Origin of the sequence: Clostridium sp. AF02-29 (assembly GCF_934835585.1) — a bacterium.
GTDB classification, from domain to species: Bacteria; Bacillota; Clostridia; order Lachnospirales; family Lachnospiraceae; genus Otoolea; species Otoolea fessa.
Map to the genome: position 1 here is coordinate 18,239 of NZ_CAKVZK010000020.1, position 20,713 is coordinate 38,951.

A 20,713-nucleotide genomic window follows, 5' to 3' on the forward strand; every position below is an offset into this window, starting at 1 on the left:
ATATCCAATTTATTAACGTTTTGTCAATCTGTTTCTATGCTGCGCCGTACAGAAGATCCGGTACGCATGTAATTAAGAACGGACAGAAAGTCAGAAGCAGAAGGACAATCATCAGTGACACGATAAATGGCCATACTTCCTTCAGGAACTCACTGATCGGGCATCCCGTGATACCGCAGGTCGTGAACATCATCGAACCGAACGGAGGTGTGATACCGCCGATCATGATGTTTACGATCGCTACCAGTCCAAAGTGGTAATCGTTGATTCCAAGCTGTCTTGCAACCGGAAGCAGCAGAGGCGTGATGATCATCAGAGCCGCACCGCCTTCCAGGAACATACCCATAATCAGAAGGATTACGTTGCATGCCATAAGGAACAGCCACTTGTTGGTTGTCAGGCTTAACATAGCAGTTGCCACGACTCTCGGCAGGTTGATCCAGGTCATGTAGTAACCGAATACATTCGCTGCAACCATGATCAGGACAACGCTGGAAGTACCGGCGATACTGTCGAGCAGGATCGGAACCAGATGCTCTCTCAGGGACAGTTTCTTGTAAACGAAACGTCCGATAATAATACAGTAAAGAACGGCTACCGCACCGCCCTCAGACGGAGTAAACATACCAAAACGCATTCCCAGAATGATACCAAATGGGAAAAACAACCCCCAGAAAGAGGTAATACCCTGTTTCACGATCTCTTTCAGAGCCGGGAATTTTTCACGGGTGGTCGGGTAGTTTCTCTTATGCGCAATAATCGAAACAACGATCATCATCGAGATTGCCATCAGGATACCCGGAATATAACCAGCCGCAAACGTACGACCCAGGGAAATCTGTGCAATCAGGGTAAAAACGATCAGGTTTACTCCCGGCGGAATAACCGGTGTAGCAGCCGATGAAGCCGCTGTGATCGCTGCGGAGAACGCCTTGGAGTAACCTCTCTTCTCCATCTCCGGAACCAGCATCTTGGACTGCATCGCACAATCTGCGTTGGCCGAACCGGAACATCCGCCCATCAGCATACTAAGTACTACGTTTACCTGTGCCAGACCGCCTTTCATATGACCGGTCAGCACTTCCGCGAAATCCATCATCTTGTCACTGATGCCGCCGTAGTTCATGACGGAACCAGCCATAACGAAAAATGGAATCGCTAACATCGAGAACGACTGTGTAGAGGTCATAACCTTCTGTAAGATCAGCCAGTTTTTACTGGTTGTATCAATAAATGTAAAATAAAAGAAGGTTGAACCAAACAGCGCATATACAATCGGCATTCCCAGGAAATAGAGAATAAATACCATAAAAATCGGAACGAGTTCAATTAATTCGAGTCCCATCAGTTATTTCCCCCTTTCCCTTTAAATACCTTGATAATATCCTTAACCAAAAAGTAAATACAGAAAATCAGTGAAAGCCCAAATCCGATCGGAACCGCGCCGGAAATATACCAGCTCGGAACACGCAGCGTATTCGTCAGCTTATCCATCGTGTTCATCACATACTGGACGCTTGTTCTGGTCAGCATAATCAGAGTAGCAAGCTCCAGAAGATCCATAATAACCTTAACAACTTTTCTTATCTTCTCCGGAAGAATGTTGATCAGGATGTCTACGCCCAGATGTGCGTGCTTACGGTACGCATATGCGCTTCCAATAAAGACGGTCCAGACGAAGAGCCCCGTAGCGACCTCTTCCGACCAATACAACGGTCTTTTCAGGAAATAGCGCATAAGGACGTTTGCGTTTACAACGATTGTACAGAGTGTCAGTGTCACGCAGGTAATAATTGCATCCAGGTTTACCAGCACCGACCCCAGTGTGATTTTTTTCTTTTCCATAGTATATCCTCATGCATTCATAATGGCAGTCAGTTTTGCATAACCGACGACTGTTCTGTCATACAGCCATCTTTCCAGCAGTTGTAACTGTTCAGTACCTTCACAGTCACGCGCAAAAATCCATTAAAAATTGCCTACGGCAATGGGATTTTTGCCTGCTGGCCCATGTTTTCGTACGGTCAGCGCAGTAAATGCGCAGACCTACTGAACAGTTACCAGCAGTTTCATATTTCCGGCACTATACGTTTGTCGGAATTCTGCCCGGACCTCAGACAATCTTCTTTGTTCTGACAGCCCGGGCAGATATACTTTCTTCTCCGCAGCGGTTCTGATAACCGTTACGTTTTACCATTTCATAATTGCTTTAAAATACTGTATTTGTTCGGAACAATCTACATTATTCGTTCTTTGCACGGTAGTCATTCAGGAAATCAACCAGTTTCTGATGAAGTTCCGGATCTGCGCCGTACTCGTCTACGATCCAGTCATAAACCGGTGCACAAGCCTCTGTGAATGCGTCAATATCTACATCGTTCCACTCAACGCCTTTGTCTTTCAGGAACTCGATCATGGAAGCTTCGTCGTTCTCAGCATTTTCCTGCTCCCACTTACCAGCTTCTACACAGCACTCATCCAGGATGTTTCTCCATTTTTCCGGGATGGACTGATATACATCCTCAGCCATGAATAACCAACGGGTTGCGATGAAGTGGTTCGTGTTTGCAACTTTCTTGGTGTACTCATAAGCACCTGTATCCTTCAGGGTGGAGATGGAACCTTCGAAACCATCAACAACACCACTGGACATAGCAGATAAGCACTCCGTAAAGCTCATTGCAGACGGGGTAGCACCCAGACAGGTAATCGTCTTAACAAACAACGGAGACTCGGTCGAACGCATGATCAGACCATTTAAGTCAGCCGGTTTCTCAACTACCTTGTTCGTACATACGCTTCTGAATCCGAACGAAAAATGGGTATCCAGAACGTGGATGTTGTGCTCGCTTGCCAGTTTTTCATTCAGATCTTTTACAATATCAGAATCCATCACTGCATTGTACTCTGCATTGTTCTTGTAAAGCATTGGTCCAACTAATACGTTGTAATCGCCGATGTAATCAGCAAAGTAGGACGGCTCCTCCAGACCCATCCAGACAGCGCCGTTGTGTGCCTGTGCTACAGACTCCGCGTAGCAGTCAAGCTGGTTCTGTCCGTAATACTCCAGAGTGATATGACCATCGGTCTTCTCTTTTACCAGGTCTGCCAGATATTCGCTGGCTTTGTAGTTCCACTCTGCCGGCTGAAATACGTTGGAAAACTTGATGGTGATGTAGTAATCATCTGCAGATGCCTCGTCACCTGCTGCCGTTCCTGCGTCTGCTGCCTTTGTGTCAGTCTTTGTGTCAGTCTTTGCGCCGCTGCCGCCGCAGGCCGCCAGGCTCATCGCCATCGTCGCTGCCAGTACTACTGATAATACTTTTCTCATACGTTTTCTCTCCTTTTTCTTAACCTCCCCCAGTCATCTTTCTGACCGGTTCATCAACAGTTTCTACTACTTTCTAAATAAATTACCATTTCAGCATTTAGGCAAAAAAATAGCACCATTTTTAAAAAACAGTCTTTTCCAGCTGTTTCTAACCATGGCGCATCTCTTCGTCTCTGCTTTTGGTTCTTTATTCATCTTTTACCTAATTCTAACACTTATTTTACGATTAGGCAAGCTATTTTGTCGAAATTATATAATTTTTTCTCGATTTTAGTCGATTTTTATGTGATATTTTTGTAACAATCTTGTTTATTTTTTATCAATATTATAGATTTAACAGATCCGGTTGCGGAAACAGGGAAGAAACAGTATACTACTTCTTAAGATATTTTCTATGCTTCTATATACTGTTTTTATATAGGTGATGATTGATTTTTTATATGAAAGGGCTTACCATGATTTACTATAAGATAGAAATGCACCACAACGAAAAAACCTTCGAATCCCTGTCCCGGATGCAGTACGATCTCTTCTGCGCTTCCAACCGGATCACGCGGACAATTTTAAGCATCCTGTTCATCGCCGGAGGTATCATCAATCTAAGCGAGTGGTGGGGCATCCTCTTAGCCGCCTACGGCTGCTATCTGACGACCAGCACCTACAGCTCCGCCAACCACACCGCCCACAAGCTCGCTGACCAGATCAAAAAAAGCGGCATGCCGTTCCCGGCGTCCCGCTATGAATTCCGTGAAAATCATCTGGAAGTCTATTCTCTTCCGAAAAGCACCCGCGAAAGCACACTGGCTTACAATGAATTTGAAAAGCTGGGTGAGGACCGCGATTATTTCTATCTGTTCCGCGATTCCTACGGCGGGTATATGGTGCCGAAAAAGGGGATTGACACAAGCGCGGGGTCCCGTTCAAATTCGGATGAGAGCCAGAATTTGAAAGCAATTGGCGCGTTTCGGGAATTTTTGGAAAATAAGAGTGGGAAACGGATTTACAGGAAGACGATTCCGCTGGTTCGGGTGATGCAGGCGTTGAAGAAGAAAAGATAGGTCGATAGATATAAACTATAAAATAGTTCAACAACTATAAAAAGCCACGATTTGAACTCTTTGATTCAGATCGTGGCTTTCTCAAAAACCTGCTGTTCTATTCTGTTTTTCTGCAAAAAATCTTCTGCAGTTCCTAGAATCAGCCTTACCGCGTGGTGCTCAAACGTTTTTGCAACACTTGTGGATAAAAATATCAATGCAGTTATTTTCTTCTATCTCTGCGCCACCTTATGCGGATTCAGAATATTCTTCGGATCAAACACTTTCTTGATTCCGTTCATCAGATCCAGGTTCTTCTCCGGCAGGGATTCTCTTAAATACGGCTTTTTCGCATATCCGATGCCGTGCTCGCCGGACACCTGACCTTCGAGTTCATGGGCTTTCTGATAGATCTTCTCCATTGCAGCAGACATCCGTTTTTCCCACTCTTCATCACTCAAATCGTCTTTCAGGATGTACGCGTGCAGATTTCCGTCGCCCGCATGACCGAAGCTCTTGATGCGGATATCAATCTCATTGTGGAGATCGTGCAGATACGTCACCATCTCATTGACGCGGCTTCTCGGAACAACCATATCGACCTCATCCATGTAAGTCGTGGATCCCTTGATTGCCTCCAGGAAAGCGCCTCTGGCTTTCCAGATGGATTCCTCACGCTCCTGGGTATCGGAAATCAGCACGTCCAGTGCGCCCTGTTCCAGACAGAGTTTGGCCACCTTGTCATACGCTTCTTCGATCTCCTTGGTGGAATTACCATCAAATTTCAAAAGCAGATACGCATCCGACTGTTTATCCGGGAACGCTTTTCCTAAATACTCCTCGGCGTCTTCAATCACTTCCCGCTGCATGAACTCGATCGCGGTCGGGATCGTCTTAGATTTGATGATAACCGGGACGGTGTCGATCGCCTGTTTCAGGGTCGGGAACGGGATCAGAAGGCTGATGACACGCTTCGGAAGCGGCAGAAGCTTTAAGATCGCCTTGGTAATAAAGCCAAGAGTTCCCTCGGAACCAATAATCAGATCTTTCAAGTCATAGCCTGAACTATTCTTTACGACTTTGCCTCCAAACTGAGTGATCGTGCCATCCGGCAGAACCACTTCCAGCCCCATGACATAGTCTCTCGTCACACCGTATTTGACCGCACGCATACCGCCCGCATTCGTGCTGATGTTGCCGCCGATGGCTGATTTCTCACCCGGATCCGGCGGGTAGAAGAAATCGTGATCTTCTACATAGGCGGACAATTCCATCAAAAGGACGCCCGGTTCCACCGTGACCGTCAGGTTTTCCTCGTCCAATTCGAGAATCTGGTTCATCAGGGTGGTATCGATCATGATGCCATGTTCCATCGGAACCGAAGAACCAACCAGACCCGTTCCGGCGCCCCTCGGTGTCACCGGAATCGTATTTTCGTATGCATATTTCATGATCGCCGCGATCTCTTCGGCTGATTTTGCCTTTACCACCACATCCGGATAACTGCTGGTGCCGCTCAGCTCATCGTGGCTGTACTCTTCGTTGATATTTTCACCTACGAGGACACGCTCGTCATCCTGAATTGTGTTTTTTATATATAAAATATCATCTTTATCTATTTTCTTGTAATTTCCCATGATATCCTGCTCTCCTTCCTGTGAATCTTTATCTTCCCATCTCAATCTTCTCAATCAGTCTCGGGAGAATCTCATAGAGATCACCAGTCAGGCAGTAATGTGCCGTCTTGAAAATCGGCGCTTTCGGATCTTTATTGATCGCGACGATCGTCTCCGCGTGATTCATGCCGGCAGTAAACTGGACCGCACCGGACACGCCGCAGGTGATGATGAGTTTTGGGCGGACCGTACGGCCACTCAGACCGATCTGGCACTTGGCATCCAGCCATCCGGCTTCCACCATCGGACGGGTGCAGGCAAGCTGACCTCCCAGCAGATCTGCCAGTTTTTCCAGCATTTTCAAATCTTCCGGCTTCTTCACGCCTCGTCCGGCTACCACCAGGACGTCAGCATTTTCGATAAAGGTTTCCTTCGGCTTTTCTACGATATCCAGAACCCTCACGTGGGAAAGCAGTTTTTCCTTCTCAATTGTACAGACCACAATCTCACCGCTCTCTTTCTCGGCACGCTCCGGTGCGTTCATGATCTTATAGCGCACGGTTGCCATCTGCGGACGGTGGTTCGGGGTCTTGATGTGTGCCATGATATTGCCGCCAAAAGCCGGTCGGATCTGGGATAAATCAGTATTTTCATCCATTTCCAGGATCGTACAATCCGCGGTCAGACCTGTCTTCATACGGGCAGCCACACGCGGCGCCAACTGTCTGCCGACCGTGGTCGCACCGACGAGAATAGACGATGGTTTTACTGTCTGGATAAAGTTTTCAAAAACAGCCGTGTACGGCTCGATCTGGAAACGTGCCAGTTCCGGTACATCATAGACGAATACTTTATCTACATTATAATGAAGCAGTTCGTGTGCAGCCGCTTCGATTCCATTTCCCATAAACAGGGCGTAAACCGGATGTCCCGTTACCTTGGAAAGTTCTCTCGCTTTTCCAAGAAGTTCCAATGTAACCGGATGCACCTTTCCATCCACGTGATCTACGTAAACGGCAATGCCCTTCCATGCACTCTTATCGACGCTTGGTTTTACCGCGTCTTCTACATATTCAACCGCGCCCTTCGGACCTTTTCTCACGCAGAGACGGCACATTTTACAGGCGGCGCTGATCGTCACCTTTCCGTCTTTTTCTTCCATCGCCTCGAACGGACAGAGCTTGATAAGTTCCTGATTATCCGGGATTTTGTCCTGATGTATGATTAACTCAGCCATGATTCCACCTCCTACACGAATTTCATATCCACGATCTTCTGATACAGCCGGTCCGCCAGCTCTTCGCCGCTTCCGTCCCACATTTCCTTTTTGTCATTGACAGCTGGTGGGAAAATGCGCTGAACCTGCGTCGGGGAACCATTGAGTCCATAGTGCATCGCGTCTTTATCGTCCATATCCGCCAGGGAAAGAATCCGGATTTCACGGTCTTTCGTGTTCATTTTCCGGACATACGAAGGAAGTCTTGGCTGGAAAATGTCCTTGTCAACGGCTAAGAGACACGGGAACTGCACTTTCGCCACCTCGACCTCTTCCGGCAGATCCATGCTGACGGTGATGCCGTCCTCATCAATCTGATTGATCTTGACAACATCTGCCACGCTCGGGATATTCAGCCACTCGGAGATCTCCGGACCAACCTGCGCGGTGTCGCCGTCCGTTGTCTGTTTGCCGCAGAGGATCAGGTCAAAATCGCCGCAGCTCTTGATGCCCTGCGCAAGTGTATAGCTGGTCGCCAGTACATCCGCACCGCCAAATTTGCGATCCGATAAAAGCGTTCCGCCGTCCGCACCCATCGCAAATGCCTCGCGGATCACCTGCTGCGCCTGCGGCGGTCCCATGGAAATGACGTGAACACTTCCGCCCACTTCTTCCCGGATCCGGAACGCCGTCTCCAGCGCGTACAGATCGTATGGGTTCATCTTCGAAGCCGCGCCGTCTCGTTTCAGCACGCCGGTAACCGGATCGACTTCTACTTTATTGCTTTCCGGTACCTGTTTGATACAGACAAGAATCTTCATTCTGTTTCCTCCTTCATATGGATGCTTTGTAAAAATCTTTAAATGATGGATGTAAAGAATTTTTAATCCGCATATTGGTTCTACCAATTTATTGAAAAGAAAAAGAATTTTGGTAGAACCAATTTTCTTTATTCGTTAGTATAGTGGGCTGCGTTCTGGTTGTCAACGATTGTTTATCTTTTCACATAGAATGTGTTTTTTCATTTTTTTCCAAAATTTTATCTATCATCCGGAAATGCCGGTCCAGTGCATCCTTCCCCGCTGCATTATCTTTGTTCCGCAGTGCTTCCGCAATCTGCCGGTGACAGAGATTCAGTGCTTCTTTCGCCTCTTTTGTCCGCAGAATTTCCGCGCGCATATTCCGGATGAAGGTATCGATCACGCCGGAACACGCCTCTAAAATATTGAGCAGCAGCACATTTCCCGACGCCTGTGCCAGTGTAAAATGGATCTGTTTATCAATCCGGGCGTTTTCCTGCTCGTCCATGCTCCGGTCAAGACGTTTTACCAGTTCTTCCAGCGTCTCCATCTGGCTCTCCGACGCCTGTTCAATCGCCAGGGCAAACGCCTGCTGTTCCAGCGCATAGCGGATCTGGCTGATCTGCTGATAATTAATCTGGGACATAGCAAACATCATCCCCATCGTCTCCGCAATGCTTTTCTGAAATTCACAAGTGATGTAATTCCCCGATCCCTGCTGGGAGGAAATCACTCCCGTCATATCCATGATCCGCAGCGCTTCCCGAACGGAATTGCGGCTGACTTCCAGCATCTGCGCAATCTCCCGCTCCGGAGGAAGCTTCTCCCCCGGACGCAGCTCGCCCGCCATGATGCGGTTCTTGAAATATTCGATGACGCCTTTGTAGGCTTTTTCCTGTTTTTCCATAGACGCTGCATTCCTTTCACTTTGTCTTTATCATATCATATATAAAAATCCGGATTGAACCGAAAAGATTCTTTTTACAGAAAGCTCTCCAATCTCGTCTCCTGCCAGCTTATAATCTCCTGCTCCAATTTACAGTTGTGCTCCAACATATACCGCAATATTCCCGCATAGCTGCTGCCCTGTTTTATCATCGCTTCCGCCTTCGCCCGATCGGGTGCTTCCAATGGCTTCGCATATGTCTGAAACCGCTGCAATTCCTGCACTCCCATCGCGCACAGCTGAAACGGCAGTCCCGTCTTTCGGATCAGATGCCCCGCGATCGCCAGACCGTCTGGATCGAGATCGCCAAAATGATGCCAGGAAAGTCCCGGATTTTCTCTGGCGATCCGCTGCAATAGCGCCTGTTTCGTGCGGGTATGGTAGCCGCTCAGAAACAGATAAAATATATGTTCCCGCTCCAGCCGGTGAAACGAGGGCAGATTTTCCACCGTCATCAGCGCCACATCCTGGATCTGGATGCTTTTTGCCTTCTGGAATGTCTCAAAAGGGATCGACATCGGCAGATCGTGATAAATCCGAAGTTTGCGTCCGTCTTCAAGGCAGATCCGTGCATCCCCTTTCAGATAGATATACGCCGGATTGGAATAAATGTAAAATTCCTCCAGAAGCGCCGTCTGCCGCTCCCGTTCTTCTTCCAGCCCCGCAAGCGGTTCATCATACCGCCCCGTGTGCTCCAAAATTCCACACACCTTTTTCCGGTATATCTTTTCCCACTGTTTACTGTCATGCAGAACTGCCTCTGACATTTCCCGCTCCAGCGTAGTTCTCTGCTTTTCCTGATTTTCTTTTAAAAATTGCACCAGATTCCAGATAGCTTCTGCCTCGGTTATCTCTTTTTCTACCTTCTTTTCATCCAGCTTTCTCGCACGGCTGTTTTTCAGTGTCTGAAGCTTTTCTTTTCCATATGCCTCCAATAAATCGCATTGGCAGAAGCGATGATAAACCTCTTCCAGCCGTTTTTTTAGAATATTCTTTTCTGTCCGGTTCAGGCAGGCATAGTAATCTTCCCAGCGTTCCGGGACAGCACAGATCTGACGGAGAATACCCGTATTCGGAGGAACTACATGAATAAGTCCCTCCGATTCCATCTGACGGATCAGTCGTTCAAATTCTTTTTCCTGGAAAAGCTGTTCCGGCGGGAGAAAATCTTTGTTGTAGCCCTTGAAAATATCGGATGGTTTGACCGAAAACACTTGTTTTACCTTGTTTTCACCGGCGTAGGTGACGCTTTTTTCGTATTGATCCAGCAATTTACTTAAAAGCTGTTCTTTCCACTCTTTCCGATCCGCCATTTTTTCTCCTCGTTTCCTATGCCTGCTTCACCAATCCTTCTACCGCATTCGTATACCGTCCTGTCACGATCAGGCTGACGGTTGAATCGATGAACTGACCGATACTGTTGATCTTCTCCGGCGGGGCTGCATAGAATACCTGGAAGTGATTTTCTTCGAAATAACGGACCATCTGCTCGATCCGCTCTCTCGACAATGCCGAGAATGCCTCGTCGATGAATGCCAGACGGGCGCAGCAGGTGTTTGCCGGGTAGCACTGCAAAAGACTCGCCGCCAGAATGATGAAATACGGGGTCTGCTTCTCGCCGTTGCTGGCGGAACCCTGTTTTTTTGATAACTCTGCCGTGATCTCGGTCTGTCCCTGACGGCTGCTGATCTCCATATCGTAAGAGAAATATCTCCTGTAATCCGTGTATTCCCACTCATCTTCTTCCGCCAGAATGATACTCATAAACTCCTGAATATCATTCTCCATCTCCTCGTCGTCGCGCGCCGAATTCATATAGACCTGCGGGGAACTCATATATTTTTCCAGACGCCTGCAGATGCGGAAGAAGAGAGCGCGGTCTGGCTTTTCTTTCATCACAAACTTGTAGGTATCGTTGCCAAACGGCATATGGCGCAGTTCACGGTTGATCGCGTCCATCTCACGTTTTGCCTCGCGGACATTCTCGTCAATCTCCGCCACGAAATCGTTCATAAACGCGCTCTCCAGCCGTCCTGCCTGCTCCTGCAGCTTCTGCTGGGCTTCCTCCACCTTGACGTGCGCCAGGTTCCGGTATTCTTCCCGGTACCACGGGATGTAACCGATGCCGCGCTTTCCGACGTCGATTCCCGCCAGGCGGCAATACGCCAGCTGTGCGTCCTCCAGCTGGCGCTCCCGCTCTGCCAGCATATTTTTGCTCTTGTCGATGGAAAGCTGTGTCGTCACGCGGATCGTGCCGCGCTTCTCGCTTTCGCGGTTATATTCCTCCAGCATCGCCTCTTTGAGTTCCATGTTGACAAGGCATTTTTCCTCATATGCCTTCTGGCATAAATAGATCTCCGTGCTGATACGGCCCAGTGTTCCTTCGCAGCCCTTTAAATCATTCTTACAGCCGCCGAGCTCACTCTGGTTCTGGTTCACACTCTCATTTGCCTCGCGTGCCAACCGTCCCGCCGTCTCCAGTTCTTTCAGGACTGCGGTAAAGTCCGGATTTGCCTCGATCTCCTCGCGGTCCTTTACCAGGCTGTCCCTGCGCTTTCCGCAGTCCTTCAGCCCATATGCCGCGCCAAAATCGTAGTGTCCGCCGTCCCAGTCGATCTCCTTGATCGCATCACGGTATTTGATAACCTGTGAAAGTGCCTCTTTATCGGCCCGCTGAACCACCTGTAATTCTTCCAGTTCTTTTCTGGACTGTTCCAGCTGGCAGCGGATCGCGTCTGCGCCGAGACACAGCTCGGTCCGTCTCATATCCATCATCGCAACCGCATAGCTCTTCGCCAGCATGCCATCCCGCATGAGTCCGCCCTTCGGGTATTCATGCAGCTCTTCCAGATTTTCACAGAGATGAATGCCGTTTAACAGATAATTGGCGTAACGTCTCGCATAGACGTTCGGGATCCGCAGAATCTCCGCCGCAGAACCTTCCACCGCCTCTGTTTCCGGAAGCTTATCCGTGATCACGACATTTCCATCATAGATCCGCTCTTTCTGTAAAATCTGCATCGCCTTATGGCAGTGCGCGCCGTCCACGATGATATAGAAACGCTTTCTTCCCAGAAATGTCTCAACCGCCTTTCTCCACTCCGGAGCGGTCACCTCCTGGACCAATTCGGCAAAAATGTGGACCTCGGTCTGGATACCCTGTTTTTCTAACCCTCTCTGAATCTTATTCCGGGCATTTTCCACCTCCGCCGGGAACACAAGGATATTCGATTCCAGACGGCGGATCTTCTCCTGCAGCGCCCCTATCTCTTTTTCGCGCTCTTTACACTGATCCTGCAGGTGGATCTTATTTTCCTCATAGATGCCGTCCTGACGGTGCACCTTCTCGCGGAATGCGTCAAACGCCTCCCGCTTCTTCGCCGTCTCCCCATCCGCCTGTTCCAGTGTCTCCAGATAGGTGTTTTCCGAGGATAAGGACGGAAGATCTGCTTCCAGAAGCTTGATAAGCGCGCTTATCTTCTTCTTCAATTTCAAAATCTGCGCCAGCTTGTCCTCCCAGTTCTTTTTCTCACGATCCGCTTCCTCGATCTGGCGTTTCAGGGAATCCAGGCTTTCCTGCATTCCCTTGACCATATCGTTATTTTCTGCAATTCGCAGGCGTTCCTGTGCGGCTTCCTGCTGCCGGATGAGCTCTCCCGCCCGCTCGGTCAGGCGCCCGTACTGGTCTTTTAAGGCCTGATAACGATTTTTCGTCTGCTTTTCTTCCTCTTCCTTCTCCCGGAGCGCCTGGTATGAAAGCATCAGCTCCCGGATGCGGAGTACCCGCTTTTTCTTCTCGTATTCGTCACTCTGGCGAAGCACCTCTTCGAGCTGGATTTTGCCCTGTCTGAGACTCTCATAGAGTTCCCGCAGGCGCTCAAACTGGCGCTTCTGCTCGCGCAGTTCCTCCAGCGACTGGACTTTTCCCGGTTCCAGAACACAGTCCTGAATAAACTGGTCGATATTATTTTCCGGGTTAAATGCCATCATTTTCAGAAGCTTTGTCCGGTATTTGGCTGCGTCCACGCGGAGCCCCAGCGCCCGGAGTACCGCCTCCGTGCCGCGGTCCCGTCCCATAAAAGAGGAAAGCTTCATCTCCTCGCCATTCACTGTCAGCTCATTTTTCGGCGTGATGCGGAGTGCATTTCCCTCAATCCGTGTAAAATCGATATCGTCAATCGCCGCCCCTGGACAGATAAACCAGCTGCTGACCGGCTTACCAGACTCACTTGGAGACTCAATGCATACTCCGACCGTGAGCGGCACTCCCAGCGTCGGATCGGAAAATTCCATCGCAATATAGCTGACAACGCTGCCATTTCTCAAATAACGCGCCTCGCCATTACTGCGCGTGTCGCCGCGCACATAGCCAAGCACCGTCCGGTCTCGGTCCTTCGCCGCCTTGTTAAACTGCGTGTTGCCCGTCAGGAGATAGGTCATCGCATCAAGCACCGTCGATTTTCCGCTTCCGTTGACACCGGTCACCAGGGTCGAACCTTCCAGCTCGATACAGACATTCTGGAAACGCGACCACTGGACCATCAAAAGTTTTTTCGCCGATTTCCTATTCATGATCGTCTGATTCTTCATCGCCGTCTTCCTCCTCTTTTGTCAGCTCCGTTTCCCATTCGTCCTCACGGCTCCACTTTTCCTGCATCCGCCGGTTGACATTTTCCACAAATTTGCCAAACTCCTGTGGTTCCAGCACAAACTGCATCGACGGATAAAGACAGATCCGGCAGTCCTCCTCGCCGAGCTTTCCAATCACCTGCAGAAGCTGATATTTGGTAAACAGCGTCAGAATCGATGCAAAACTGCTCTTGTCAATCTGATCCCGAATGCCATATTTTTCCATCTCATAGCGCAGATCGGTCACCGAAATCTCAATATTTTTCGAAAGATTTCCAGAACGCACCCGGTCCGCATAGAGAGTCCAGAGGCAGCATAAAACCACACTCTCCATCTTTTTGAGTGTCACATGGTTGATCTGCAGTTTTCCATTCTCGCCGAGATCCCGGCAGTTCTGCAGCATAATCACGCCATTTTCCCGGTCAATTACAATATCGTATCCGATATATCCCAGGTACGCTGAAAATGGTTCCGAACGCTTGGAGACAAAATAGTACGCCTTTTTGCTGTCCTCGTCACGGTCGCGCACGATAAAGCTCTGCTTCAGAAGACGCCTGACACTTTTCTGGAACATGTCCTTCTCAGAGGATGTATATTCATTCCATATTTCTTCAAATCCCATGTTTTATTTCTCCTTCCGGCGTTCGATTTTAAAGCGCCGCAGAAGCATCTGCTGCGTTTCCAGATAACCATCCTCCGCCTGTATCTCATACCCATTTTCCGAACCATATGCAACCGCCGAGAGCGCGCTTAAAAGATCCCGCTTGCTCTTCATCGGAACCTCCTCGCTGGATATCTCCGTCCGATCTCCTAAAAGCGCCTCCAGATAATTCTTCATCTTATCCTTCGAATACGGGTTCTCTGCCTCCCTCTCCTGTGCCTCCCTCGCACGATCGATGTCCTCCTGTGTCATTTCTTCCAGCTCCGCATAGGTTGCCTCGCGGATCATCTGCTCCCGTCGCGGATAGCGGATCGAGTCGGTATCGATAAACTCATTATTTTCCAGCAAAAACAACCCGTTCATCGACTCCGGCAGTTCTTCCTTCCAACCGAGTGTGTTCATCTCCGCCGCAATCACGCGGATCGTCTGCTCGACATGCCCGCGCACATCGCTGTCCCGGTTTTGAAGAAATCTCGCGCGTCCAATCGCAATCTGTAAATAGATATTAATTTTATGCTTGATATCCCGCATGATCTGGTCGTAATCGACTGAGAAAAACTGCAGAATCGTCTGGATCATATCCAGCACCTTATTCTCCGCCTCAATGTGTTCCAGTTCTTCTTCCTTCGCGCATCCCGCCACCAGGCCCTCAAACAGCTCCTGCCGGTTCTGCATCGCTTCCAGCTTTGACCGGATAAAGGAACGGTACATATGAATATTCTGCTGTTTCGTCAGACGCGCGTACTCGCGGATAAAATCGCCCTCACAGTATTCGAGGACGTTCTCGGTCAGACTTTCCAGGCTTTCCTCGCGCACCATCCGCTCGATGATTTTTTTGATAAAGGTCGCCAGGCGCTTGAGCGCACCGGAGAGCTGTTTCGCGTTGCGGTAGACCGAGCGCAGCGCATTGACATAGATATCCGGTTCCCACTGGTCGGGATTCTGCAAAATATTATAAATATTGAAAATATAACTTGAAAATTCTTCCCACTCCGGCTTCATCATCTTCTGGAGAAATTCTGCCAGAAAGACGCCCTGCTCCGTCATCATGATATGCTTCTCATACGTCGCATCGTCCGTGTCCTCCTCCAGCCATCCGACCTCTTTCGAGCAGAATTTGCGGATCACGGAATTGGCAAGCTGGTTGTAATTCCGGTCGGTTGTCATCTCATCGTCCAAATAATCAATGTGATTTTCCAGAAGATAGATGGCAAGCGCATCCCGGATGCGGCTGCGGGCAATGCGGTAGGTGATCTCCCGGTCATACTCATGATAAATGAGCAGAAGACAGTCCGAATAAATGCGGTTGCTGCTGCCGCTTGCCAGGCAGTTGAAAAAGCCGATTGGGAGAGCGTCAAAAAGGTTTTTATTTATGTTCACGGTGTATTCCTTCCATATATTTATCTGTATTTAATTATATACTCTATACTGGGAAAATGGCAAGGCTGGGACTGTTTGGTCTGTGATTCCGGTTATTTCAAAGAGACGTTTCCGCCTTTGTTTAACGTGCTCACAAACTGCATCACACATTCTCTCAGCTTTGCAATGCTCCCATTCTCCTCCGTCCCCGGCTTCATACCCATTCCTATTTCCCGGATGCAGGTCGGGGAAACCGGAACGCAGTAGACATCTTCCGTATTTCCGCGGATCATCAGTTCAGACATCATTGAAATGCCCAGTCCTTTTCCCACCATGCGGATCACCGTCTCGTCATCCACATAGACGGACTGCTCCTTTGCCCTGACTCCCTCTTTTGCAAATGCGGCATGTACATCGATGTCAAACCGCCCATAAGGCATCAGGAAATCTTTTCCTTCAAATTCACGCAGCGGAAATTCTTTGCGCCCATTTAAGGGATACTGCTTTGGCAGAATCGCATACAAAAGTTCATGATACAGCGGAATCCACTCGCATTTCGGTTCTTTCTGTCTGCTTGCAAAAATGACATCCGTCTTTCCGCTCTGTAATAATTCAAATGGTTCCAGCGCATGATCGACCATGCGGAGATCAACGTCCACCTTCGGGCAGAGGCGGCGGAACCGGTATAAAATCTCCGGCATCCAGTACATCGCGATGCTCGCATATGCCGCCACACGGATCGACTCCTCCTGCTGTTCCCGCACCGCCTGAATCTTATTTTCCAGGGTGGCATTTGCCTGCAAAAACTGGCGGATATCCGGCAACAGGTTTTCTCCCGCCTCCGTCAGCGCGATGCCGCTGTAACTGCGGCGGATCAACGGAAATCCAATCTCCCGCTCCAGGCTGTCCACCAGATGGGTCAGCCCCGACTGCGTGTAGCCAACTACCTCGGATGCTTTCGAAAAACTTCCAAGATCTACCGCCGTCATCAATATTTCCAGTTTTTTGGCATCCATGCCGCACCTCCTTTTATGATATTACATTTTGTCATATTTCTATTATAAACTAGATTTTCACAAACCACAAGGAAGGCTTTATAATGATGATTACAAAAAAGTTTTCAATTCTCATGTAAAAGGAGTGAATATCTATGACGCAGACCTGTCTTTCCCATAAGCAACGGCTTTTAGTTGCCGGAACATTATTCGGTATGTTCTTCGGCGCCGGAAATCTGATTTTTCCGGTACATCTCGGTCAGCTTGCCGGACGCCAGTTTCTCCCGGCAGCGATTGGATTTATTCTGACTGCCGTCGGCATTCCGATCCTGGGTGTTGCCGCGATCGGAAGCACGCATTCGGAGGGACTTCAGGATCTGTCCCGCCGCGTCGGACACAGATATAGCTATTTCTTTACCTGTCTGCTCTACCTGACAATCGGACCGTTTTTCGCTATTCCGCGGTGCGCTACGACCTCCTTTACCGCCGGAGTCAGACCCCTTTTAGGAACACAGCTTTCCGAACAGACTATGCTGCTTTTGTTTTCGCTGATCTTCTTTGCGCTGGTGTTTGTATTTTCCATTCGTCCAGGCAGCATCACGCTCTGGATCGGAAAAATCATCAATCCGCTGTTTCTTCTGTTTCTAGGCGTTCTGATTGTGACTGCCCTGCTTCATCCGAGCATCGAGGTTTCAGCGGCAGTTCCCGATGCCTCTTATCAGAATGGAGCTTTCTTTTCCGCGCTCTCCCAGGGCTATGAAACCATGGATGCGATTGCCGGACTCGCATTCGGGATCGTGGTCATTTCGGTTATCCGCCAGATGGGCGTGCGGGAAGATTCAACCATTGCAAAAGAGGTTCTGCATTCCGGTATGCTGGCTGGGCTTCTGATGGCATTTATCTATCTGCTTACCATCCTGATTGGAGTACAGTCACTGGGACAATTCGAACTTTCAGAAAACGGCGGCATCGCCCTCTCCCAGATTGCAGACTACTACCTTGGACGGATGGGCACCTGGATCCTCGCCATTGCGATCACGTTCGCCTGCCTCAAGACCTCCATCGGGCTTGTAACGAGCTGTGCGGAAACCTTTGTGAAACTGTTTCCCCATGCCCTTTCCTACCGTGCATGGGCGGTCGTTTTTACCCTTTTTTCACTCATTGTGTCAAATATAGGACTGTCCGCTATCATCACTTACTCGGTTCCTGTTTTGATGCTGATTTACCCGCCAGCCATCACGCTGATTCTCCTCGCGCTGCTTGGAAATGCATTCCAGCATAACAAAAAAGTCTATGTCTGCGTTACCATTTGTTCCTGGGCAGCTTCCATCTTTGACTTTTTAGCAGCTCTGCCGGACGAAATGCAGTCTGCCCTACATCTGGAACCCGTCATCGCATTTGCCAGACATACGCTTCCGCTGTTTGATTTGAACCTCGGATGGATTCTGCCATCGCTTGTCGGGCTTTGTATTGGACTTCTCTGGAGACAGAAAGAAAAATCAGCAGACCACTCACACCTTCCTGTATTCCCCATATCTTAATAGTATGAACGAACCGCAGGAGGCAACCATGAAACGAACTAAATTTGCAGCTGCCCTGGCTGTGCTCACTCTGCTTACCACCCTGACCGGGTGTGGACAGGCGAAGGAGGCGGACGGGGCGCTTGAACCGGTCACACTCAATGAGGTAGCCCACTCGATTTTTTATGCGCCACAGTACGCCGCGATCGAGCTGGGCTATTTTAAGGATGAAGGCATCGCTCTGACACTCGTAAACGGTGCCGGTGCCGACAAGGTTATGACCTCGCTCATCTCCGGGGATGCCGATATCGGATTCATGGGCTCAGAGGCAAGTATCTATGTCTACCAGGAAGGTTCCGCCGATTATGCTGTCAATTTTGCCCAGCTGACCCAGCGTGCCGGAAACTTTCTCGTTGGACGAAGTGCCGAACCAGACTTTTCCTGGCAGGATCTGAAAGGCAAAAAGGTGCTTGGCGGGCGCGCGGGTGGAATGCCGGAAATGGTCTTTGAGTATATTTTAAAGAAAAATGGCATCGATCCAAAAAATGACCTGACAATCGATCAGAGTATCAATTTCGGGCTGACAGCGGCGGCGTTTACGAGTAATGACGCGGATTACACGGTCGAGTTCGAGCCCTTCGCCACCACCCTTGAAACCGAAGGAAATGGCACCGTTGTCGCCTCGCTCGGCGTCGATTCCGGTTATGTCCCCTACACCGCCTACTGTGCAAAGCAGAGCTATCTAAATAGGCATCCGGAAATTATCCAGTCGTTCACGAATGCCATCCAGAAGGGCTTAGCTTACGTCAACTCCCACAGTGCGGATGAAATCGCCGAGACAATCCAACCTCAGTTTCCAGAAACAGACCGCGCGGCAATCGCCCGCATCGTTGAACGCTACAAAGCGCAGGACACCTGGAAAAATGATACCATTTTCCACAGGGACAGCTTTGAGCTTCTGGAAAATATTCTGGAAGAAGCAGGTGAACTCAAGGAACGGATTCCTTATGAAAAACTGGTAACGACCACGTATTCTGAAAAAGCGGCTGGATTGCAGAATGAATAACTAGCCATGAAAAAAGCTGTCGTGTATCACTATTCAAACATGACAGCTCTTTATTTTTATGCCGCAAACACTCCCATTACCTTCTTAAAATAGTCCCAGAGTCCCGCTTTCTCCACCGTTTCTGCCGCTTCTATCTCTACACTTCCCAATTCCCGTCCATCCAGCTGGTAGACCAGATGTCCGATCACATCACCTTCCCGAACCGGCGCTTTGCAGGATTCTTCCATCATCCACTCTTTTTCGATTCCATCCAGATTCTCTCCTCCCATCGAAAGGTAAGAAAAGGTTCCCCGCAGACGCCCTGCAACCTGTTCCTGGATGCCGCCTGCCACCGTCGTTTCCGGCACAGCTCCCGGATTTTCATCTTTGTAAAGATGACAATTTGCAAACCCATAATTTAATAATGTGACCGCATCCGCAAACCGCGCCTTATAATCCGGTGCTGCCAGAATGACGGCAATCAGATCAACGCCATCTTTCCGCCCGGTTGCGGACAGACAATATTTTGCCAGCGATGTAGAACCTGTTTTCAGTCCCGTCACCTCAAAATTTGTCACCATTTTCAGCAGCTTATTCGTATTGGAAAGTCCAAATTCCTTCTCTCCCTGCTTGGTCCGGTGCGTTATATTTTCCATCCAGATCGTTGAATACTGAAAAATTTCCGGATACTTCGTGATCAATTCCCGCGACATGAGGGCAATGTCGCGCGCCGACATCGCGTGCGTCGTAGACGCCGTCAAACCGCAGCAATCCTCAAACTTTGCTGTCTCCATTCCAAGCCCTTTCGCCCGCTCGTTCATCATCGCAACAAATGCCTCCTCACTGCCGCCGATATACTCTGCCATTGCCACACTGGCATCATTTCCCGATGCAATGACGATGCACTTGATCAGCGTTTCGACCGTCTGTACCTCCCCTTCTTCCAAAAACACCTGGGATCCCCCCATGGATTTCGCATGCGCGCTGGTCGTGACCTCATCTTGCAAATGAATTTTTTCCGAATGTAACGCATCAAAAATCAGAAGCAGCGTCATAATCTTCGTCACGCTGGCTGGATTTCGCGCCTCGTCCGCATTTTTTTCGTACAAAATAGTTCCGGTGGAGGCTTCCATAAGGATCGCCTCCGGTGCCTGGACGGGAAGCTCTGCGGCATTTTCTGCTGCCTGCGCTGTCTCTGCGGTTACTGAAACGGGAATCCACAGTTCCTCCGCGTAAGATATGAGCATACCACTTCCCCCCAATTTACCAATTCCAAGCTGTATGCCTGACACACATTCTCCCATCGTAAGCACAACCGCTACACCAATCGCTGCCAGCCCTCTCCAAGCATTTTTGTTTAAATACTCTCTTCTCCTGTCTCTGCCCCCTTCGTCCCAACACATACATTCTTTTTCCCGAAACAGCTTCTTTTTCACAAACCAACACCATTTTTCCACACGCTTCCATTTCAAATACCACGCCTCTCCCTGCATGATACATTTTTCATTCATATCTTCCTCCGTCTGCACATACTCTCTTCTCAAGATATGGCATATCC

At 49.2% G+C, this 20,713-nt stretch carries 16 protein-coding genes; 3 read left to right on the plus strand and 13 right to left on the minus strand.

All coding sequences use genetic code 11. The features are described 5' to 3' along the window. Window positions 1–34: 34 nt before the first annotated feature. The 3 genes from PUQ60_RS06655 to dctP form a co-directional block, all read right to left on the minus strand. Window positions 35–1,345 carry a TRAP transporter large permease gene (locus PUQ60_RS06655; protein WP_273380949.1) on the minus strand — a complete coding sequence of 437 codons (1,311 nt, stop codon included), beginning with the start codon at window positions 1,343–1,345 and terminating at the stop codon, window positions 35–37. Further along, a complete protein-coding gene (locus PUQ60_RS06660; protein ID WP_022359835.1) occupies window positions 1,345–1,845 on the minus strand; it encodes a TRAP transporter small permease in 501 nt (166 codons plus the stop codon). Before PUQ60_RS06660 ends, PUQ60_RS06655 begins: the two co-directional genes overlap by 1 nt. A 397-nt stretch (window positions 1,846–2,242) precedes the next feature. Next, window positions 2,243–3,331 (minus strand): TRAP transporter substrate-binding protein DctP, encoded by a 1,089-nt coding sequence (gene dctP, locus PUQ60_RS06665; protein WP_022359834.1) that lies wholly within the window; start codon window positions 3,329–3,331, stop codon window positions 2,243–2,245. A 455-nt stretch (window positions 3,332–3,786) separates the two neighbouring features. Between dctP and PUQ60_RS06670 the strand changes: the two genes are divergently transcribed. Beyond that, window positions 3,787–4,389 (plus strand): YcxB family protein, encoded by a 603-nt coding sequence (locus tag PUQ60_RS06670; protein WP_273401030.1) that lies wholly within the window; start codon window positions 3,787–3,789, stop codon window positions 4,387–4,389. 212 nt (window positions 4,390–4,601) lie between these two features. Here PUQ60_RS06670 and PUQ60_RS06675 read toward each other — a convergent pair whose 3' ends face one another. From PUQ60_RS06675 to PUQ60_RS06715, 9 genes are all read right to left on the minus strand, one after another. Then, complete coding sequence (locus tag PUQ60_RS06675; protein ID WP_273401028.1) at window positions 4,602–6,005, minus strand: FAD-linked oxidase C-terminal domain-containing protein; 1,404 nt, start codon at window positions 6,003–6,005, stop codon at window positions 4,602–4,604. A gap of 28 nt (window positions 6,006–6,033) precedes the next feature. Continuing rightward, window positions 6,034–7,221 carry an electron transfer flavoprotein subunit alpha gene (locus PUQ60_RS06680; protein ID WP_273380191.1) on the minus strand — a complete coding sequence of 396 codons (1,188 nt, stop codon included), beginning with the start codon at window positions 7,219–7,221 and terminating at the stop codon, window positions 6,034–6,036. A gap of 11 nt (window positions 7,222–7,232) precedes the next feature. After that, window positions 7,233–8,021, minus strand: a complete 789-nt coding sequence (locus tag PUQ60_RS06685; protein ID WP_022359830.1) for an electron transfer flavoprotein subunit beta/FixA family protein — start codon at window positions 8,019–8,021, stop codon at window positions 7,233–7,235. Window positions 8,022–8,202: 181 nt separating this feature from the next. Beyond that, complete coding sequence (locus PUQ60_RS06690; protein WP_273380193.1) at window positions 8,203–8,907, minus strand: FCD domain-containing protein; 705 nt, start codon at window positions 8,905–8,907, stop codon at window positions 8,203–8,205. Window positions 8,908–8,981: 74 nt separating this feature from the next. Further along, window positions 8,982–10,259, minus strand: a complete 1,278-nt coding sequence (locus PUQ60_RS06695; protein ID WP_273380195.1) for a Wadjet anti-phage system protein JetD domain-containing protein — start codon at window positions 10,257–10,259, stop codon at window positions 8,982–8,984. Between the two features lie 16 nt (window positions 10,260–10,275). Further along, window positions 10,276–13,536, minus strand: coding sequence for an SbcC/MukB-like Walker B domain-containing protein (locus PUQ60_RS06700; RefSeq protein WP_273380196.1), 3,261 nt, complete (start codon window positions 13,534–13,536; stop codon window positions 10,276–10,278). Further along, window positions 13,511–14,197 carry a DUF4194 domain-containing protein gene (locus tag PUQ60_RS06705; RefSeq protein ID WP_273380198.1) on the minus strand — a complete coding sequence of 229 codons (687 nt, stop codon included), beginning with the start codon at window positions 14,195–14,197 and terminating at the stop codon, window positions 13,511–13,513. The genes PUQ60_RS06700 and PUQ60_RS06705 overlap by 26 nt, the downstream gene beginning before the upstream one ends. Before the next feature lie 3 nt (window positions 14,198–14,200). After that, window positions 14,201–15,616, minus strand: coding sequence for a Wadjet anti-phage system protein JetA family protein (locus tag PUQ60_RS06710; protein WP_118691633.1), 1,416 nt, complete (start codon window positions 15,614–15,616; stop codon window positions 14,201–14,203). 92 nt (window positions 15,617–15,708) lie between these two features. After that, complete coding sequence (locus PUQ60_RS06715; protein ID WP_022359822.1) at window positions 15,709–16,611, minus strand: LysR family transcriptional regulator; 903 nt, start codon at window positions 16,609–16,611, stop codon at window positions 15,709–15,711. A 134-nt stretch (window positions 16,612–16,745) separates the two neighbouring features. On the opposite strand from PUQ60_RS06715, the gene brnQ reads away from it, so the two are divergent. After that, complete coding sequence (gene brnQ, locus PUQ60_RS06720; protein WP_273380201.1) at window positions 16,746–18,131, plus strand: branched-chain amino acid transport system II carrier protein; 1,386 nt, start codon at window positions 16,746–16,748, stop codon at window positions 18,129–18,131. A gap of 28 nt (window positions 18,132–18,159) precedes the next feature. After that, window positions 18,160–19,176 (plus strand): ABC transporter substrate-binding protein, encoded by a 1,017-nt coding sequence (locus tag PUQ60_RS06725; protein ID WP_118637017.1) that lies wholly within the window; start codon window positions 18,160–18,162, stop codon window positions 19,174–19,176. A gap of 56 nt (window positions 19,177–19,232) precedes the next feature. On the opposite strand, the gene PUQ60_RS06730 is transcribed toward PUQ60_RS06725, so the two are convergent. Continuing rightward, window positions 19,233–20,666 carry a D-alanyl-D-alanine carboxypeptidase family protein gene (locus PUQ60_RS06730; protein ID WP_273380203.1) on the minus strand — a complete coding sequence of 478 codons (1,434 nt, stop codon included), beginning with the start codon at window positions 20,664–20,666 and terminating at the stop codon, window positions 19,233–19,235. Window positions 20,667–20,713 lie beyond the last annotated feature (47 nt).

Excerpts from the sequence above, each read along its gene's own strand:
- PUQ60_RS06655 (WP_273380949.1), bottom strand. The coding sequence starts at position 1,345 with ATGGGACTCGAATTAATTGAACTCGTTCCGATTTTTATGGTATTTATT.
- PUQ60_RS06660 (WP_022359835.1), bottom strand. The coding sequence starts at position 1,845 with ATGGAAAAGAAAAAAATCACACTGGGGTCGGTGCTGGTAAACCTGGAT.
- dctP (WP_022359834.1), bottom strand. The coding sequence starts at position 3,331 with ATGAGAAAAGTATTATCAGTAGTACTGGCAGCGACGATGGCGATGAGC.
- PUQ60_RS06670 (WP_273401030.1), top strand. The coding sequence starts at position 3,787 with ATGATTTACTATAAGATAGAAATGCACCACAACGAAAAAACCTTCGAA.
- PUQ60_RS06675 (WP_273401028.1), bottom strand. The coding sequence starts at position 6,005 with ATGGGAAATTACAAGAAAATAGATAAAGATGATATTTTATATATAAAA.
- PUQ60_RS06680 (WP_273380191.1), bottom strand. The coding sequence starts at position 7,221 with ATGGCTGAGTTAATCATACATCAGGACAAAATCCCGGATAATCAGGAA.
- PUQ60_RS06685 (WP_022359830.1), bottom strand. The coding sequence starts at position 8,021 with ATGAAGATTCTTGTCTGTATCAAACAGGTACCGGAAAGCAATAAAGTA.
- PUQ60_RS06690 (WP_273380193.1), bottom strand. The coding sequence starts at position 8,907 with ATGGAAAAACAGGAAAAAGCCTACAAAGGCGTCATCGAATATTTCAAG.
- PUQ60_RS06695 (WP_273380195.1), bottom strand. The coding sequence starts at position 10,259 with ATGGCGGATCGGAAAGAGTGGAAAGAACAGCTTTTAAGTAAATTGCTG.
- PUQ60_RS06700 (WP_273380196.1), bottom strand. The coding sequence starts at position 13,536 with ATGAAGAATCAGACGATCATGAATAGGAAATCGGCGAAAAAACTTTTG.
- PUQ60_RS06705 (WP_273380198.1), bottom strand. The coding sequence starts at position 14,197 with ATGGGATTTGAAGAAATATGGAATGAATATACATCCTCTGAGAAGGAC.
- PUQ60_RS06715 (WP_022359822.1), bottom strand. The coding sequence starts at position 16,611 with ATGGATGCCAAAAAACTGGAAATATTGATGACGGCGGTAGATCTTGGA.
- brnQ (WP_273380201.1), top strand. The coding sequence starts at position 16,746 with ATGACGCAGACCTGTCTTTCCCATAAGCAACGGCTTTTAGTTGCCGGA.
- PUQ60_RS06725 (WP_118637017.1), top strand. The coding sequence starts at position 18,160 with ATGAAACGAACTAAATTTGCAGCTGCCCTGGCTGTGCTCACTCTGCTT.
- PUQ60_RS06730 (WP_273380203.1), bottom strand. The coding sequence starts at position 20,666 with ATGAATGAAAAATGTATCATGCAGGGAGAGGCGTGGTATTTGAAATGG.